Origin of the sequence: Collinsella sp. wc0583, assembly GCF_046116915.1 — a bacterium.
Lineage (GTDB): Bacteria > Actinomycetota > Coriobacteriia > Coriobacteriales > Coriobacteriaceae > Collinsella.
In genome coordinates this window covers 210,854-227,892 of sequence record NZ_JBJXBN010000001.1, presented here as the reverse complement: position 1 = coordinate 227,892, position 17,039 = coordinate 210,854, and the positions used below count along the sequence as shown (strand labels likewise).

The following is a 17,039-nucleotide window of genomic DNA, read 5'->3' as shown; positions in this document are numbered from 1 at the left end:
GGTAACATATCATCGTGCTAGTTTACCACATGCCACCAGGCAATAAAAAACGTCACGAAAAGCGATGTCTGAGCGCTTCGACCACGTTGGGCGGCACAAACGTCGATACATCGCTGCCGAGCGAGGCGATCTGGCGAACGACCGAGCTCGAGATGTAACCGTACTGCGGAGCACTCATGACAAAGATGGACTCCAGCTCGCTATCCAAGCGATAATTGAGGTCGGCCTGCTGCAGCTCATACTCAAAGTCGGTCATGGCGCGCAGGCCCTTGACCACGGCCCCCGCCCCCTGCTCACGAGCGAAGTCGACCAAGAGGCCGGTAAAGGGCAGGACTTCGACGCCGTCGATATCACCGAGCGCCTCGCGGGCCAGCGCCACGCGCTCATCGAGCATAAACGTGGTGCCCACACCGTTTTTACCCTGCGACTCTGCAACAGCGACGATCACACTGGGAAAGATGCGGCGGGCGCGGCGGATCACATCGATATGGCCAAACGTGATGGGATCGAAGGTGCCCGGGACGATCACGCGGTTGATGGTGTCATTCATGGGCGTCCTCCGGGGATACTGCCTCGTCATTTTCGTTAGCGTCAGTGCCGCCGTCCTTGCTATCGCCGACCCAACGGAGCAGGTCGACCGAGGTAATGCCGTAGCGCTTCTCACGTACAGTCTCAAAGCCTGCCGGATGCGCGCCCGCATCGGCGGCGGCATGCTCAAACAGGGCGTAAGCGCCAGACGCAAGCATACCCTGCTGAGCCAGGTCCTGCAGCAGCTCCTCGACCGGCTCGGCACCAAAAGCATAGGGCGGGTCGAGCAGGACCAGATCAAAGGGGCCGCCTGGTACACGACCGCGCGAGGCACTCACCAGCATGTCGCCCGTGACCACGCGCCAACGCGCACGGTCACGGCAGAGCGACTCGATATTCTTGGTAATGAGCCGCGCGGCGTTGCGATCGATCTCAAACGTCGTGAGCGAGCGGGCCCCACGAGAGAGCATCTCTAACCCTAAGGCGCCGGAGCCGCCAAAGGCGTCCAGCACGCGGACCTCGTCCAGATCGAAGTCGAATGCCGACATGACCATAGATGCGCATGCCTCGCGCACGCGATCGGTCGTGGGGCGGGTGACATCGCGACCACGGGGCTCCTCGATCTTACGACCGCGCCATTCGCCGCCGATGATTCTCATCCTCCGCTGACCTCCTTAAAAATGTGTCGATATCGCATGGCGACCGCATCGCGCAGAGGGCGCGTCGCCACGGAGTCAAGGGTGCAAGCATACCGCAAGAGCTCGACCGCGTCCAAATGGGCCCACTCGATCAGCTCCTCGTCGGCATCCAGGTCGACAAAGCGCAGGGTCACACCACCATGCTGGCGGTACCCCAGGATTTCGCCCTCGTGGCGCAAACGCAGGTCCATTTGGGCGAGCGTAAAGCCGTCCGAGGTCTTTTCGAGCGACTGGAGACGGTCTTGCGCCGCCGATGCGCCGCCGTTGCCCTTGGAGTGCGTCATAACCAGGCAGGTGCCCGACACGCTGCCGCGGCCCACGCGACCGCGCAGCTGGTGCAAGGCCGCCAAGCCAAAGCGCTCACCGTTCTCGATGACCATAACGGTGGCGTTAGGCACGTCGACGCCCACCTCGACCACCGTAGTCGAGACGAGCACGTCGATCTCGCCACGCTTGAAGGCATCGATGACCCGATCCTTCTCCCCCGCTGGCATACGGCCGTGAAGGCGCTCGATGGCAAGACCCGGCAACGCCAGACGCAGGCGGTCGAGCTCGGTTGCCGTATCGTGCAGTGGCACGGGGACCGTCACGCGGCCCTCGTCGTCGCGGGCGATACCGGGCACGTCTTCCAGCTCATCGGCCGAGTCACTCGGCTCCACGAGCGGACAAATCACGTAGGCCTGCTGACCCTTTTCATGCGCCTCGCGGATGGCGCCATAGGCGAGGTCGCGACTCGACTCGGTGAGCACGCGTGTCGACACGCCAGCGCCAGGGACGGGCCGATGGCGGATGATGCTCGTATCCAGATCGCCGTAGACCGAAAGCGCCAGCGTACGCGGGATGGGCGTTGCCGTCATAACGAGCAGATCGGCACCGGGGCCCTTCGCGCGTAGGGCGTTGCGCTGGCCAACGCCAAAGCGGTGCTGCTCGTCGATGACAACAAGCGACAGATGCTTGAACGCAACGTTATCCGAAAGCACCGCATGGGTGCCAAAGAGCACGTCAAGCTCGCCCGATTCCAGCTGGGCATGGATGCGCTCGCGCTCTGCGGCCGGCGTGGCGCCCGTCAGAAGCGCCCAGGACATGCCGGCCTGCGAGAGCAGAGGGCCGGTCTTATCGGCATATTGGCGCGCCAGCACGCCCGTGGGCGCCATAACGCAGGCCTGTGTGCCGCTATCGGCAGCCACAGCCAGCGCGCAGGCGGCAACGGCGGTCTTACCGGTACCGACATCGCCCAGCAGCAGACGGTTCATCACGCGCCCGCCATCGCACATGTCATGCAGGATGTCTTGGAATGCGGCCTCCTGCTCGTCGCTCAGCGAAAACGGAAGGGCCTGTTTAAGCGCGCCCAGATGCTCGCCCGCAGTGTGGGCATAGGGCACCACATCGACCAGGCCGCCGTCGTTGCGCAGACGCAGCGCCAGCTGCAGGTAGAGGCACTCCTCGTAGGCAAGACGCCGGCGTGCGATGTCGCGCTCAGCCATGCTCGAGGGAAAGTGGATCGAACGCAACGCGCGGGCATTGCTCATGAGCTTCCGCTTTGCGCGCAGCGGCGCGGGAATCGGATCGAACGGATTGCCGACGACCTCGAGCGCGCCGCTTACGATGCGGCGCATCCACGCCTGGCTCACGCCATCGCTCACGTAATGGACCGGCAGGATGGTGCCCGCAGCACGCCCGTCATCGAGCTTTTCAAAGTGCGGCGAGGCCATCTGCTTAAAACCGTAGGCAAACTCGACCTTGCCCATCACGGCCAGGCGGTCGCCCTGTTTAAGCTGCTGGGCAATCCAGGGCTGGCGGAAAAAGGCGACCTGCAACACGCCCGTCTCGTCCACAAGCGATACCTCGGTCACCTGCATGCGCGGACGCGGCTGCTTTTGGACGATGCGGTCGACCGTGGCAATGATGGTGCACACGGTACCGATGGGCGCCATCTCGATGGACCATGAGCGAGTGAAGTCCAGATATCGATGCGGGATATGGAGAAGGAGGTCCCCCACCGTCCGAATTCCCAGACGGCGAAGGGCCTCCTCACGTTTACCCGAAACATATTTGAGTCGCGCGATATCCTCGCCGAGCGCATTGCTCTGGGCAAAGCGCTCCGAGACGCGCGGCACGGAGCATATCTCGGACATGTTCAGATGCCTACTCGATCGAGAAGATCACGGGATAGAGCGGCTGCTCGCCACGATGGGCATCGACCTCCAGGTCGGGCTGAGCTTCCTCGATGGCGTCGACGATCTCCTGGAAGGCCTCGTCGGACAGTTCCTCGCCGGCCAGAATCGTCAGCGCGTCGCCCTCCTCTTCCTCCTGCATACGGTTGATGCAGTCGAGGGTGACCTGTTTCACATCGGAGCCGACCACGTCGATGGAACCGGCGATGATACCCATGACGTCACCGGAGTGAATCGGAGAGCCGTCCGAGGCGCTGGAGTCGCGCACGGCGCGGGTGACCTCGCCATCGCGGACCTCGCTGATGGCGTCGACCATAGCGGCGACGGCGTCCTCGAGCTCGGAATCGGGCAGGACGGCGAACAGCGCGGAGAACGCCTGGGGAACGGTCTTAGTGGGAACGACGGCGACCTTCTTATCGGTGCAGGCAGAGGCAGCGGCCTCGGCAGCCATGCGGATGTTGCCGTTGTTGGGCAGGATGATGACCGAGGTCGCGTTGACCTGGTCGACGGCGCCCAGCAGGTCGGCGGTCGAGGGGTTCATGGTCTGGCCACCCGAGACGATCACGTCAACGCCGAGGGACTTGAGGATATCGGCCTCGCCCGAACCGGCGGCAACGGCGACAAAGCCCAGCGCCTTGGCGGGCTCGGCAGCCTTCTCCTGGTCCTCATGAATCTTGGCGGTACGGTCGTGGGCCTCCATCTCCATGTTGTGGATAAAGACCTCGTAGATCTGACCAAGCTGCAGCATGTGCTCGAGCACCAGGTTGGGGGTGTTGGAGTGCACGTGAATCTTGTAATCGGGGTAAGCGCCAACGAGCAGCTCGCAGTCGCCCATGGAGCCCAGGAACTTAAGGCACTCGTCCTCGTCAAACGGGGCGTCTGCCTTAAACAGGAACTCATTGCAGTAACGGAACTCCGAGCCCTCCCAGTCGTCATTGGCCTCAATCTCAACACGGCCAAGAGCGGCATCGCGGGCAGAGCCTGCGGAATCAAACGTAGCGGAGAAATCCTCGACAACGGTGCTGCGGCCAAGAGCGGCAGCCACAAAGTTCTCGAGGAAAATGGCAAATCCAAAGGCGCCGGAGTCGACCACGCCGTTCTCCTTCAGAACGGGCAGCAGGTCGGGCGTGCGGGCGACGGACTGGTATGCCTCGACGACGATGGCATCGAGCGCATCCTCTGCCGAGAACTTCTTCTTCTCGCACTCATCAGCCTTGGTCGAAACATCGCGCAGGACCGTGAGAATCGTGCCCTCGATGGGCTTGCGGACAGCCTGGAAGGCGACCTTGACGGCGCGACGGAAGGCGAAGGCGATGTTGGCGGACGTAATGGGCTCGTCGGCAGAGACAAGGCCCTCGGCCACGCCGCGCAGAATCTGCGACGTAATAACGCCGGAGTTACCGCGGGCGCCCATGAGGGAGCCGTGGGTGATGGCGCCGGCAATGGCTTCCATGTCAGCGTCGGCAGGAAGAGCAGAAAGCTCCTTGGTCACCGAGGCGAGCGTGAGCGACATGTTGGTGCCGGTATCGCCATCGGGTACGGGGAAGACGTTGAGCTTGTTGATCTCCTCGGCCTTGTCGGAAACGGCAGCCGCAGCGATCGGAAAACAGGTGCGAATGGTCTTTGCAATCATGGGTGTTAGAATCTCCGTTTTCGGATGCTAGTTCAGACGGCTCTTGAGCGCGTCGATGTGAATGCCGATCTTAAGGCTGGCGGGATCGATCTGGGCGATCTCCTGCAGGGTGAAGGCAACGGAGCTCGAAAGATTGTGGCAGACGGACTTCATGTTGACGCCGTTCTCGAGCACAACGTGAAGGTCGACCGTGAGGCCGTTCTCATCGGCGGAGACAAGCACGCCCTTGCGGAGGCGCTGACCGGCAAGCAGGCGCACGCTCTCGGCGCCCTGGAGCTGCTCGGCCATACCGACGACGCCGTAGCACGTCATCGCGGCATAACCGGCAATATCGGCAATAACGTCATTCGAGACGCTCAAGCTGCCGTTAATGGTCTCAGACACAAGAATCTCCTTTTCTGGTGCTCGCGGCACCATGTCGTGGGAGCAATCATTGCAATATTCTACAACGACCACGCCATGTTAGGGCGGCGGGGTTCACGATTACATCCTCGACACGAAATGTTGATACGGCAACGTTCGCGACAGCCGATCGCGGCATGAAAAAACCCGCCGCATAAGCGACGGGTTTTACAACCTGGCTCCCCGGGTAGGACTCGAACCTACAACAGCGCGGTTAACAGCCGCGTGCTCTACCATTGAGCTACCGAGGAATTTAAAAGCCCAGCAGAATGGGCTGAGAAATTCTGGCTCCCCGGGTAGGACTCGAACCTACAACAGCGCGGTTAACAGCCGCGTGCTCTACCATTGAGCTACCGAGGAATAGGTGCGTGCTCTCAAGCAACGAAGTTTATTATACGGACGAATCAGCTCAGGGCAAGAACTTTTTTGAGAATTTTTCCGACCTAGTCAATTAGTCATTGGGGACGTTCTTAAACGACTAGTCATTCAAGAACGTCCCCAATGACTACACCCAACGACTACATGAAAGCGCCCTCAAGCGGATGTGCTTGAGGGCGCTTCTTGCTTGCGAGGTTAAGACTCAATATAGTCCTTGAGCTTGCTGCTGCGGCTGGGGTGACGGAGCTTGGCCAGGGTCTTGGACTCGATCTGGCGAATGCGCTCGCGCGTGACGCCAAACTCGCGACCGACCTCCTCGAGCGTGCGGGGATGTCCGTCAACTAGGCCAAAGCGCAGCTCGATAACCTTGCGCTCGCGATCGGCAAGCGAATCGAGCACCTGGGTGAGCTGTTCCTGCAGCATGGAGAAACTGGCCGCATCGGGCGGAACGATGGCCTGGGAGTCCTCGATGAAGTCGCCCAGCTGAGAATCCTCTTCCTCGCCGATAGGAGTTTCGAGCGACACGGGCTCCTGCGAAATCTTCTGGATCTCGCGGACACGATCGGCGCTCATGTCCATCTCGGCACCGATCTCCTCGGGGGTCGGGTCGCGGCCCAGGTCCTGGAGAAGCTGGCGCTGCACGCGGACGAGCTTGTTGATGGTCTCGACCATGTGCACGGGAATACGGATGGTACGGGCCTGGTCGGCGATAGCGCGCGTAATGGCCTGACGGATCCACCACGTGGCGTACGTGGAGAACTTGAAGCCCTTCTGGTAGTCGAACTTCTCGACAGCACGAATCAGACCGAGGTTGCCCTCCTGGATCAAGTCCAGGAACAGCATGCCGCGACCGACATAGCGCTTGGCGATGGAAACGACCAGACGCAGGTTGGCGCTAATGAGTGCCTGCTTGGCCTCAAGACCGACATTCTCGATACGGGTCAGACGACGCATCTCGGAACGCGTGAGCTCAAGCTCGCCCGCCTCGGAGGCCTCGAGCTTCTCAGTGGCCTCGAGACCCGCCTCGATCTTCATAGCCAGATCGACCTCTTCGGAGGCGGTCAGCAGGTCGACCTTGCCGATCTCCTTGAGGTACATGCGGACAGGGTCGCCGGTCAGCATCACCGTGGAGGCGTCGATACCGCGCACGCGCGAACGCGAACGGGACGTGCGCACGGTGCGCTTCTTCTTGCTCTTGGAGGAGCCCATCTCGGCATCGGCCTGACGGGCCATCTTGAGCTCGTGATCGTCGAGCGAGCCGGAATCGTGCTCGTCATCGTCACCAAAGTCGTCGGTATCGGTATCGTTATCGTCATCGTCGACGTCCATGGGGGCGTCGTCGTTACCGCTCGCGGAGATAATCTGGATGCCGCTGTTGCGCAGCGCGGAATACACCGCGGTGAGCTGCTCATCAGTTACATCGATATCCTTCAGGGCGACCTGAATCTCGTCCTCGGTTACCGAAGTCCTGTTTGAGCCGTTGCCCATGAGCTTTGCAACGTAGGATTCCAGCCCAGTACCCGTGCTCTCAGTCTTTTTTGGCACAGATTCTCCCTTCATAGTCCACAGGACTCAATACTTTAGCACACACAGTGACGTCTATACCCAAAATTCAGACTGGATATAGGCGCGAATACGCTGGTTGACCACAACATCTAGGCCTGGTCGGCGTCCGCGGTCTCCAAACCGATCAAACGGAACGGGTCTGCCACGCCGCCGATCGACTTTTGGAGTTCGCGCTGGCGCTGAGAATCTTGCATCGCCTGCATCGTCAGCACACGGCGCGCCTCATCGTCGAGCGACCGGTCCTGGCGAAGCTTGGCCTGTGCGGCGCGCATGCGGCGCTTGATGGTGTAGAGCTCGAGGGTATCGAGCATAAACACGATGTTCGTCTCGGTGGGGTGCTTGCTCGTCGCCGAGATGCGTCCGGCACTGACAAGCGATGCCGCCTCGGGACATACCGCGCGCGCCGCATCCATGCACGCCGCGGGGTCGGTGCCCGGCGGCGTCGCGAGCACGGCCCACGCGATGGACTCGTGGCGCGGATCCACCCACTCGATCGAGCAGATGCGGTCGGCATACGTGCGGAACAGGTCGGGGTAGCTCGTGAGCATCGTCAGCAGCTCGCGCTCCCCCGCCAGCGACTTCCGCTCCAGATCAGTGAGCACGATCGGCATCGCCGGAGCTGCGGGCGTGCCCGTTGCATCGGCAACCGGCGCCGCACCATCCATGCCAACCGGCACATCGATCGGCGGCATATCGTCGACGACACCGACTGGCGCGGCCTCATAGGCCTCGAGCGGCACATAGTCGTACGGGTCTTCCTCGACCGGTGTGGACACTGGCGGCGTCGCGCCCGACGTCCAGGTGCCGCGCGGCGCCCCCTGCGAACTAGACGCCCGACCGCCTGCGTTTCCAGAGCGCTCGGCCCGTGCCCTCTGGCGCTCATAGTTCTGCTCACGGCGGCGCTCTGCATCCTCGCGCTTGGCGACATCGCGAAACACGCGGCCCGAGCTCGCACGCACGGTCTCCAGATCCAAACCCAGCAGATCGGCAATCTGGATAAAGTACGTATCGATCATATAGCTATCGCGCAGCGGATAGATGAGCGTGAGAGCGTCCTCCAGCGCCTTGGCGCGACCGCCCGGCGTGGTAATATCGCTCGACTCCTGCAGCGAACGGTAGACAAAGTCCATGAGGGGCTCGGCAGCGTCGATGCGCGCCTGCAGCTCCTGTCCACCATGCGCCGTGATGAACTCCATGGGATCGTTGCCGTCGGGCAGCACCACGCAGCGCAGATCCATCGAATCCTGCTCGATAAACTGAATCGCACGGCGAGCGGCCTTCTGGCCCGCGGCATCGCCGTCAAACATATACACGATGCGCTTGGCAAAGCGAGTGAGCGTCTTGACGTGATGTTCCGTCAACGCCGTGCCCAACGTGGCGACGACGTTTTTAATCCCCGCCTCCCAGCAGGCGATGCAATCGGTATAGCCCTCCACCACGATGGCGGTATCCTGCGCGACGATAAACTCCTTGGCCCAATTAAAACCGTAGAGGTTTCGCTTTTTATGAAACACGCTCGTCTCGGCGGTGTTGAGGTACTTAGGCTGGCCGTCGCCCATAATGCGACCGCCAAAGGCAATGTTGTGACCCTGCTCGTCAAAGATGGGGAACATCACACGGTCGTAGAAGCGGTCGGCAAGCTGCCCGCGCCCGCGGCTCACGGCAACATTGGCGTCGATCATCTCCTGCGGGGTAAAACCCGCCTGGGACAGGTGCGACACCAGCGCGTTACGGCCTGGTGCAAAGCCCAGGCAGTAGCGGCGGCAGACGTCGCCACCCATGCCGCGGCTGGCAAAGTACTCGCGCGGACGACCGTCCTTACCGCGCATAAGCATGGTGTGGTAGAACTGGGCGGTCTCGGCGCACAGATCGTAGATGCGGGCACGCTTAGTACCGCGCTCGCGGCGATCTCCGGTGTCGTGCAGCTCAATACCTGCGCGATCGGCCAAATAACGGATTGACTCGGGAAAGCTCAGGTTCTCGCGCTTCATGATATAGGTGAAGACGTCGCCACCCTCGCCGCAGCCAAAGCAATGCCACACCTGCGTGGCGGGAATAATGTGGAAGGACGGCGTCTTTTCGCCATGGAAGGGGCAGCAGCCCCAAAACTCATGGCCGCGGGGCTTGAGCTCAACCGTTTCCTGCACGATGGCAACCAAGTCAGACGCAGCGCGTACCTGGTCTTTTTCCTCATCGCTAATCACGAATGCTCACCCCCTGATCGCCCAAGTTGTGACGAATATCTTCGATATTACCCTCGACGGTCGCGATCAACTCATCCAGCGAATCGAACACACGCGAGGGACGCAGCCAGCGCGTAAACGCCAGCGAAACGAAAGCGCCGTACAGGTCGCCCGTATAACCAATTAAGTTGGCCTCGAGATGCGCCGAAGCGGCATCGTCGGCATACGTCGGCGGCAGTCCGACGTTAACGGCAGCGGGCCACACGATGTCATTGACCAGCACCAGACCCTCATACACGCCATCGGCTGGCACCTGAATGCCGTCGGGAACCTGCAAGTTTGCCGTGGGAAAGCCCATGCCAGAACCCTCGTGACGGCCGCGAATAACACCGCCACGCACCATATACGGACGGCCGAGTAACTCAGCAGCAAGCTCCACATGGCCCTGTCCCAGCTCATGACGAATGCGGGTGGCGCAAATGGCCTCACCGCCCTCGCAAAGCAGGTCGTGACCATACACGTCAACGCCGTGCTCGGAACCCCAGGAGCGCATCTCGGCAACACCAGAAGCACCGCCACGACCCAGCCTAAAGTCACTGCCAACGCGAATCGATCGAATGTCGACCAGACGCGACACCAGCGAGAGAAAATCAACATGGTCAAGCGCCGCAACCTCAGGCGTAAAGGGAACGGCCACCACCGCATCGACCCCGGTTTGAGCCAAGGCATGCAGACGGTCGGCCGTCGTCATCAATTTTTGAGCGGGCGAAGGGCTCACCACAACGTCCGGGTCGGGATCGAAGGTAACCACGACCGCCTTACAGCCATGGGCACGGGCATCACGGACAAGCGCTTCGATGAGTTCCTGGTGTCCACGGTGAACGCCGTCGAACACGCCAATGGCGATTGAAGCGGCACCCAAGTGCTCACACTCATCAAACGTATCGGCAGCAACGATGCGAGCCTCGTCCGACTCGCCCGCGAAAAAGACACGCGCGAGCTCGCGAGCGGACAACATCATCGAACACCGCCGATTGCCTGCGGAAACACGTGCTCCATGACAAAGCGGCCGCCCTCAATGCGGGCGAGCGCCCTGAGTCCCCCATCGAGCACCAACGCAAACGGCGCCTTCGAGGAATCGAAATCGGCAAGCGCACGCTCAACGGGAATGCGTCGGCCGCAGAGCAGGTCGTCGGCAAGATTGCCCGGCAAGTCAACACGTGTGGCGCCCAGGGCCGCAATGGGATCCAGGGCAAAGCCAGCCGCGGACTCGGGAGAAAGCTCCTCGACCGCATGACAAGCGCCAATGGAAACAACACCGGAAGCCGTGCGGCGCAGCGCGGAAATATGCGCGGCGCTATCGCAAGCGCGGCCCAGGTCGCGAGCGAGCGCACGGATATAGGTGCCCTTGCTCACCGAGAACGCCACGGTCCACACACACGTATCACCTTCGCCGCCCACGGCGATCAGGTCGGCGGCATAGACCTCGACGGGGCGCGGAGGTAGGTCCACCGCATTGCCCTCGCGAGCAGACTTGTAGGCGCGAACGCCATTGACCGAGATAGCAGAAAACGCCGGCGGCACCTGCATCTGCGGGCCCAGCATGGCGGCCAAGCGCTCACGAGCATAGGCAGGATCGCGGAGCTCGTTGGCAACAGCCACCGTGCGGACCGCCTCGCCCTCCGCATCATCGGTATTGGTCTCGGCGCCAAACGAGATGTCGGCGACATAGCTTTTGGTATCGAGGGTTAGCATGCCCAGCAGACGAGTAGCCTGGCCCACGCCCACCACCATGACGCCGGATGCCATGGGGTCGAGCGTGCCGGCATGGCCGACGCGCCGCTCATGGAGGGCGCGTCGGCATTGCGAGACCACATCGTGGGACGTGCAGCCCACCGGCTTATCGACGGCGAGCAGCATATTCAGTTGAGAAGGCGTACGACGAGCCATGTACCATCCAAAAAGTTAAAGCTCGACGGTCACCGAAGCGGGATCCTCCCCCACCAGCTCGGCCAGCATGGGAAGTGCCACGGCGAGCGTCTCGCGAATTGTTCCGTTGTTGGAAAAGCCGGCGGCGGCATGATGCCCGCCACCGCCAAAGTTGGCAGCGATCTCGGACACATCGAGGTCACCCTTGGAGCGCAGGTTGCCGCGCACCTTGGTATCGCCGTCGATGCCCTTTAAGAACAGGCAGACCTCGACGCCCATCACCGAACGCACCACATCGACCAGACCGTCACATTCATCCGAGGTGACGCCGCAGGCCTCAAGGTCGCTCTGGAAGGCATAGCTATACGCCACGCGCCCGTGCGCGACCGTCTTGATACGGCCCATGACAATGGACTTGAGGTGCAAAAACTCGACGCGCATGCTCTGATAGACCTCGAGTGCGACACGAGCCGGATTGGCGCCATGCGCCACCAGGCGCGAAGCAGCATGGAACGCGGCAGCATCGGCGTTCTGGTACTGGAAACGACCGGTGTCGGTCACCAAGCCGCACAGCAAGCAGGTCGCGACGCCGTCACGTGCGACAATGCCGCAATTGTCCAAGAAACGGTCGATGATCATGGCGCAGGCCGCGGCATCGACGCGCCTCAGACTGAGCTCGGCAAACTCCTCGCGCGCCGGATGATGATCGAAGCACACCACATGCTTGGAGCGACGAAGCACCTCGGCAGAATTATTGAGGCGCTCGACGACCGGTACGTCCACCGAGATGAACAGGTCAGGATTGCCGGCGTACGCAGATGCCGGCACCAGGCGATCGGAGCCTTCCATAAAGCGGTAGATACGCGGAACCGGGTCATCGTCTGCCAGCAGCAGCGCAATGTCCTTGCTGGGGAAAAACTTCATGAGCGAAAGGCCCAGACCCAATACGGAGCCCAAGGCGTCGCCATCGGGAGAAGTATGTCCCGAAATCGCAATGGAGGACGCACCCTCGATGAGCTCGAGGATGCGTCGCTGAATATCTGCAGACTCGCACGAGGCGAGGTCGGCGGAATTAGTCATCTAAAGCTGCCTCCTGGGCGGCATCCGCTATCGGATAGCCGTCCTCGTCCTTTTCGATCGCAAGCGTGGCGGGAACATTTTCCAGCGCACGCGTGATGCGCTCGGCCTCATCGGTCGAGCGATCGATGCGAAAATCGAGCTCGGGCGTAACACGCCAATCGAGCGAGCGAGCCAACAGGCTGCGAATACGGCCCTTAGCGCTAGCGAGCGCCTCCATGACCTCGTCGTAGCGGCTCGCATCGCACGACACGTACACGCGCGCGAACGAACGGTCCACCGCGACTTCGACCGCGGTCAAAGTAACCAGGTCGAGACGCGGATCGGAAACCTCAAAGAGCAGGATATAACCGAGCTTCTCGCGAAGCTGCTCGCCCAGTCGGCGGGTTGCCTGCGTTTGCTTCATAGCGCTACCCCCTACTCGGTACGGGCAACCTGGTCGATACGGTAACCCTCGATCTGGTCACCGGGCTTGATGTCCTGGAAGTTCTCCAGGCCAATACCGCCCTCGGAACCGCTCTTGAGGCTCTTGGCCTCGTCCTTGTAGTGGCGCATCGAGGCGATCTTGCCGTTGAAGACCACGATGCCGTCGCGCACCAGACGCACGGAATCGGTCGCGGCGATCTCGCCCTCCTCGACGCGGACACCGGCGGCGATACCGACTTTGGGCACCTTGAAGGTGTCCAGGACGGTCGCGGTACCCGTGGCGACCTCGACCTCGGTGGGCTTGAGCATGCCGATACGGGCGGCGTCGAGCTCCTCGAGGCACTTGTAGATGACGTCGTAGCAACGGATCTCGACGCCCTCGCGCTCGGCGGCGGAGCGAGCCTTACCGTCGGGACGGACGCCAAAGCCGATGATGATGGCGTTGGAGGCGTCGGCCAGGACGACGTCGGTCTCGTTGATGGCGCCGACAGCGGAGTGGATCGTGTTGATGCGGACCTCGGACTGATCCATCTTGTCGAGCGAGTCCTGAAGAGCCTCGATGGAACCCTGGACGTCGGCCTTGATGATCAGGTTGAGCTCCTTGACCTCGGCGTCGGCGATGGTCTCGAAGAGGTTCTCGAGCGTGACGTGCTTCACGCGGCTCTGCTCCTCGATACGGGCCTTCAGCGAACGCTCGTCGGCCAGGGCGCGTGCCTCGCGCTCGTCCTCGAACACGCGGAACTCGTCGCCGGCGTTGGGCACGGACTGCAGGCCCAAAATCTCGACGGCGTCGGAGGGACCGGCCTCGGTGACGGCGCGGCCCTTGGGGTCGAGCATGGCGCGGACGCGGCCGTAGGTAAGGCCGGCGACCAGCGTATCGCCCACGTGCAGGGTACCGCGGGTCACGAGCACGGTAGCGACCGAGCCGCGGCCCTTGTCGAGCTTGGCCTCGAGGACGTTGCCGGAGGCAAAGGTGTCCGGGTTGGCCTTGAGCTCGAGCACGTCGGCCTGGAGCAGCACGGTCTCCAGAAGTTCGTCGATACCGATCTTCTGCTTAGCCGAGATGTTGACGAACATGTTCTGTCCGCCCCACTCCTCGGGGATGACTCCGTACTCGGTGAGCTCCTGACGCACACGGTCGGGGTTGGCGCCCGGCTTATCGATCTTGTTGACGGCAACGACGATGGGTACGCCGGCAGCCTTGGCGTGGTTAATCGACTCGACCGTCTGGGGCATGACACCGTCGTCGGCAGCCACGATCAGAATGACGATGTCGGTCACCTTGGCACCACGGGCACGCATAGCCGTAAAGGTGGCGTGACCCGGGGTATCGATAAAGGTGATCTTGCGGTCGTTGATCATGACCTGCGAAGCGCCGATGGCCTGCGTAATGCCGCCCGCCTCGCCGGCAGCGACGCCGGTGTGACGGATGGCGTCGAGCAGCGACGTCTTGCCGTGGTCGACGTGACCCATGACGGTGACGACCGGGGCGCGCGGCTTAAGGTCGGCGGGATCGTCGTAGAACGAGAAGGTGTTCTCCTCCTCGGGGGTGATGATCTTGATCTGGCGGCCCAGGTCGTCGGCGACGAGCTCGACGAGGTCGTCGGACATGGACTGCGTCATGGTGAGCGGCGTACCCAGCAGGAACAGGCGCTTGATGATGTCGTTGGCCGGAACGTCGAGCGCCTCGGCAAGCTCCTGGACGGTAACGCCCTGGGAGACCTTGATGGCGTCGAGGTCCTCGGGGTTCACGCCCTGGGCCAGCGCCTCCTCTATCTTGCGCTCCTCCTGAGCCTTGGCAGCCTCGCGCTCGCGCTTCTCCTTGCGCTTCTTGCGGCGACCGGTGGACTCGCGAGAGGCCTCCTCGACGGCGGCACGAGCCTCCTCGAGCACCTTCTCGCGGCTGTACTCCTCGGCCTCGCGAGCCATGCGGCTGTAGTGGTCCTCTTCGTTGTTGTGACCGCCCTTGCGCTTCTTGCCCTTGCCCTGCTTGTCGGGGTTGGGGAAGTCCATGCCGGCAGCGACGTTGTTGCTGGCGTTGGTGCGATGGCTGTGCGGACGGCTCTCGGAGGCGTTGCGCTCGGAGTTGTTGTCGGAAGCGTTGCGATCGTTACGACGGCCACCGCGACGGTCGTTGTTGCCGCCACGACGGTTACCGCGCTCGGCGGCGCGCTCGGCCTTGGCCTTGTCCTCGGCGTCCTTCTTCTCCTTGAGCACGGTCTCCTGTGCGGCGATCTGGTCGAGCAGCGAACGGAAGCGGGAACCGGAGTCGGAAGCGGGAACGGCGCGGCGCTGGGCCTCGCGGGCAGCCTCCTCCTTCTCGCGGGCAAGGCGCTCCTGCTCGGCCTTCTTCTTGGCCTCGGCCTCGGCGCGGGCAGCCTCCTCAGCAGCCTGGGCTGCGGCAAACTGGCGACGCTCCTCCTCGCGTGCCTTCTCGGCGGCGATGCGCTCGCGCTCGGCCTCGGCGGCGCGTGCGGCCTCCTCGGCGGCAGCCGCCTGCTCCTCGGCCTGCTTGGCGGCCTCGACTTCCTGGGCGCGGGCCTCGATCACCGAGGCGAGCTGCTTGCGGACCATAGCGACATAAGCGTCCTCCAAGGTGGAGGAAGCGGACTTAGCGGGAATCTTCATATCGGCGAGATGACCCATCAGTTCCTTGGAGGTCATGCCGAACTCTTTGGCCAGGGTGGACACACGGACTTTTGCCATATGACTTCACCTACCCTTTCTGGCACCTTGGGTGCCTAGAGACTGAACGAGCGTGGGAGACGCGCCGGGACCCGCCCGGCGCGACCGCGCGCTAGATCAGATCCTCCGCATCATCGAAGGCGTCGGTGTCATGGACACCGCAGAAACGGGAGCCGGGACGAGCCTGGTTGCGGCACTGGACGCCGTCCTCGGACACGTACTCGCAGCGGCGGACGTCCTCGTCCTCCTCGTCACCGATCAGGTCGGCGGCGGGCTCCTCGTGAACGGGAACGTTCTTGAGGATGTCGGCGGCAAGCGTCTCGGACTTGATGTCGATGTGCCAGCCGGTCAGGCGCGCGGCGAGGCGGGCGTTCTGGCCCTCCTTGCCGATGGCGAGGGACAACTGGTCGTCGGGCACGATGACGCCGGCGTAGGCCTTCTCCTCGTCGATGAGGACGCGGGTGACCTTAGCGGGCGACAGGGCGTTGGCGACGTAGACGGCAGGATCGGCATCCCACAGGATGACGTCGACGCGCTCGCCACGGAGCTCGCCCACGACAGCGCGAACACGGCTGCCCTTGGGGCCGACGCAGGCGCCCACGGGATCCAGACGGTCGTCGAGCGAGTGGACGGCGACCTTGGAGCGCTGGCCGGGCTCGCGGGCGATCGATTTGATCTGGACAGTGCCCTCATAGATCTCGGGCACCTCCTGCTCAAACAGGCGACGCATGAGCTCGGGGTGGGTACGGGAGATGACAATCGGCGGACGGCTGTGCTCGCCACGAACCGGCTGCAGGTTGGAGTTGGGGTCGCGAACGTCGATGATCACGGCCTTGATGTGCTGGTTGTGCAGGTAGCGCTCGCCCATCGGACGCTCATTGCGCTCGTTCTCGTAACGACGCTGATCGAAGTGCGGCAGCTCGGCCTCGACGCCCTCGCGAATCTTGACGATCGTGAAGTCGGGCGTGGACTGCAGCACGGTACCGCTGATGAGGTCACCGATGCGGCCGGAGAACTCCTCGTAGATCTGCTCGCGGGCGGAGTTACGCACGATGGCGTTGATCTCGGCCTTGGCGTGCTGGGCAGCGATGCGGCTCGTGTTCTTGGGGGTGACGTCGATCTCCTCGAACTCGGTGAAGTTGCCCTCCTCGTCCATGGAATCGTCGATCGGCTCCAGGCGGTAGACATAGATCTTGCCGGTGGTGCGGTCGATGGTCACCTTGGCGCCCCACTCAAGATGCAGGATCTCGGCATAGCTCTTGGCGAGCGACTGCTCCAGGCGGTCGATCAGGTAGAGCTGGTCGATGTGCTTCTCCTGGCAAAGCTCCATCAGGGCGGACATCATGTCGGATGCTGCCAT

13 protein-coding genes and 2 tRNA genes are annotated in these 17,039 nt (G+C 62.6%); all 15 read right to left on the bottom strand.

Annotated features, from left to right (window positions below):
- Window positions 1–52: 52 nt before the first annotated feature.
- The 15 genes from coaD to nusA all read right to left on the bottom strand — a co-directional run bounded on the left by coaD (window position 53) and on the right by nusA (window position 17,039).
- Complete coding sequence (coaD, locus tag ACKUUJ_RS00985; RefSeq protein ID WP_117847654.1) at window positions 53–550, bottom strand: pantetheine-phosphate adenylyltransferase; 498 nt, start codon at window positions 548–550, stop codon at window positions 53–55.
- A complete protein-coding gene (gene rsmD / locus ACKUUJ_RS00980; RefSeq protein WP_409064355.1) occupies window positions 543–1,187 on the bottom strand; it encodes a 16S rRNA (guanine(966)-N(2))-methyltransferase RsmD in 645 nt (214 codons plus the stop codon). The genes coaD and rsmD overlap by 8 nt, the downstream gene beginning before the upstream one ends.
- Window positions 1,184–3,361, bottom strand: a complete 2,178-nt coding sequence (locus ACKUUJ_RS00975) for an ATP-dependent DNA helicase RecG (RefSeq protein ID WP_409064354.1) — start codon at window positions 3,359–3,361, stop codon at window positions 1,184–1,186. Before ACKUUJ_RS00975 ends, rsmD begins: the two co-directional genes overlap by 4 nt.
- Before the next feature lie 10 nt (window positions 3,362–3,371).
- On the bottom strand, window positions 3,372–5,033 hold the full coding sequence (locus ACKUUJ_RS00970; RefSeq protein ID WP_118225807.1) for a DAK2 domain-containing protein: 1,662 nt from the start codon (window positions 5,031–5,033) through the stop codon (window positions 3,372–3,374).
- A gap of 27 nt (window positions 5,034–5,060) precedes the next feature.
- Window positions 5,061–5,450 carry an Asp23/Gls24 family envelope stress response protein gene (locus ACKUUJ_RS00965; RefSeq protein ID WP_006234031.1) on the bottom strand — a complete coding sequence of 130 codons (390 nt, stop codon included), beginning with the start codon at window positions 5,448–5,450 and terminating at the stop codon, window positions 5,061–5,063.
- Window positions 5,451–5,611: 161 nt separating this feature from the next.
- Window positions 5,612–5,686 (bottom strand) — tRNA-Asn (locus ACKUUJ_RS00960).
- A gap of 34 nt (window positions 5,687–5,720) precedes the next feature.
- Window positions 5,721–5,795 (bottom strand) — tRNA-Asn (locus tag ACKUUJ_RS00955).
- Between the two features lie 213 nt (window positions 5,796–6,008).
- The gene (rpoD, locus tag ACKUUJ_RS00950; protein WP_409064353.1) at window positions 6,009–7,358 is read right to left on the bottom strand and encodes an RNA polymerase sigma factor RpoD; all 1,350 of its coding nucleotides are present in this window, start codon (window positions 7,356–7,358) and stop codon (window positions 6,009–6,011) included.
- Window positions 7,359–7,468: 110 nt separating this feature from the next.
- A complete protein-coding gene (gene dnaG, locus ACKUUJ_RS00945) occupies window positions 7,469–9,583 on the bottom strand; it encodes a DNA primase (protein WP_409064352.1) in 2,115 nt (704 codons plus the stop codon).
- On the bottom strand, window positions 9,576–10,583 hold the full coding sequence (gene ribF, locus ACKUUJ_RS00940; RefSeq protein ID WP_409064351.1) for a riboflavin biosynthesis protein RibF: 1,008 nt from the start codon (window positions 10,581–10,583) through the stop codon (window positions 9,576–9,578). The genes dnaG and ribF overlap by 8 nt, the downstream gene beginning before the upstream one ends.
- A complete protein-coding gene (gene truB, locus ACKUUJ_RS00935; RefSeq protein WP_409064350.1) occupies window positions 10,580–11,512 on the bottom strand; it encodes a tRNA pseudouridine(55) synthase TruB in 933 nt (310 codons plus the stop codon). Before truB ends, ribF begins: the two co-directional genes overlap by 4 nt.
- A 15-nt stretch (window positions 11,513–11,527) precedes the next feature.
- On the bottom strand, window positions 11,528–12,571 hold the full coding sequence (locus ACKUUJ_RS00930; RefSeq protein WP_409064349.1) for a DHH family phosphoesterase: 1,044 nt from the start codon (window positions 12,569–12,571) through the stop codon (window positions 11,528–11,530).
- Complete coding sequence (rbfA, locus tag ACKUUJ_RS00925) at window positions 12,564–12,974, bottom strand: 30S ribosome-binding factor RbfA (RefSeq protein WP_006234038.1); 411 nt, start codon at window positions 12,972–12,974, stop codon at window positions 12,564–12,566. The genes ACKUUJ_RS00930 and rbfA overlap by 8 nt, the downstream gene beginning before the upstream one ends.
- An 11-nt stretch (window positions 12,975–12,985) precedes the next feature.
- Window positions 12,986–15,700: a translation initiation factor IF-2 gene (gene infB, locus ACKUUJ_RS00920; RefSeq protein WP_035138110.1), complete on the bottom strand. Its 2,715-nt coding sequence runs from the start codon at window positions 15,698–15,700 to the stop codon at window positions 12,986–12,988.
- Between the two features lie 91 nt (window positions 15,701–15,791).
- Window positions 15,792–17,039 (bottom strand): transcription termination factor NusA, encoded by a 1,248-nt coding sequence (gene nusA, locus ACKUUJ_RS00915; RefSeq protein ID WP_117629484.1) that lies wholly within the window; start codon window positions 17,037–17,039, stop codon window positions 15,792–15,794.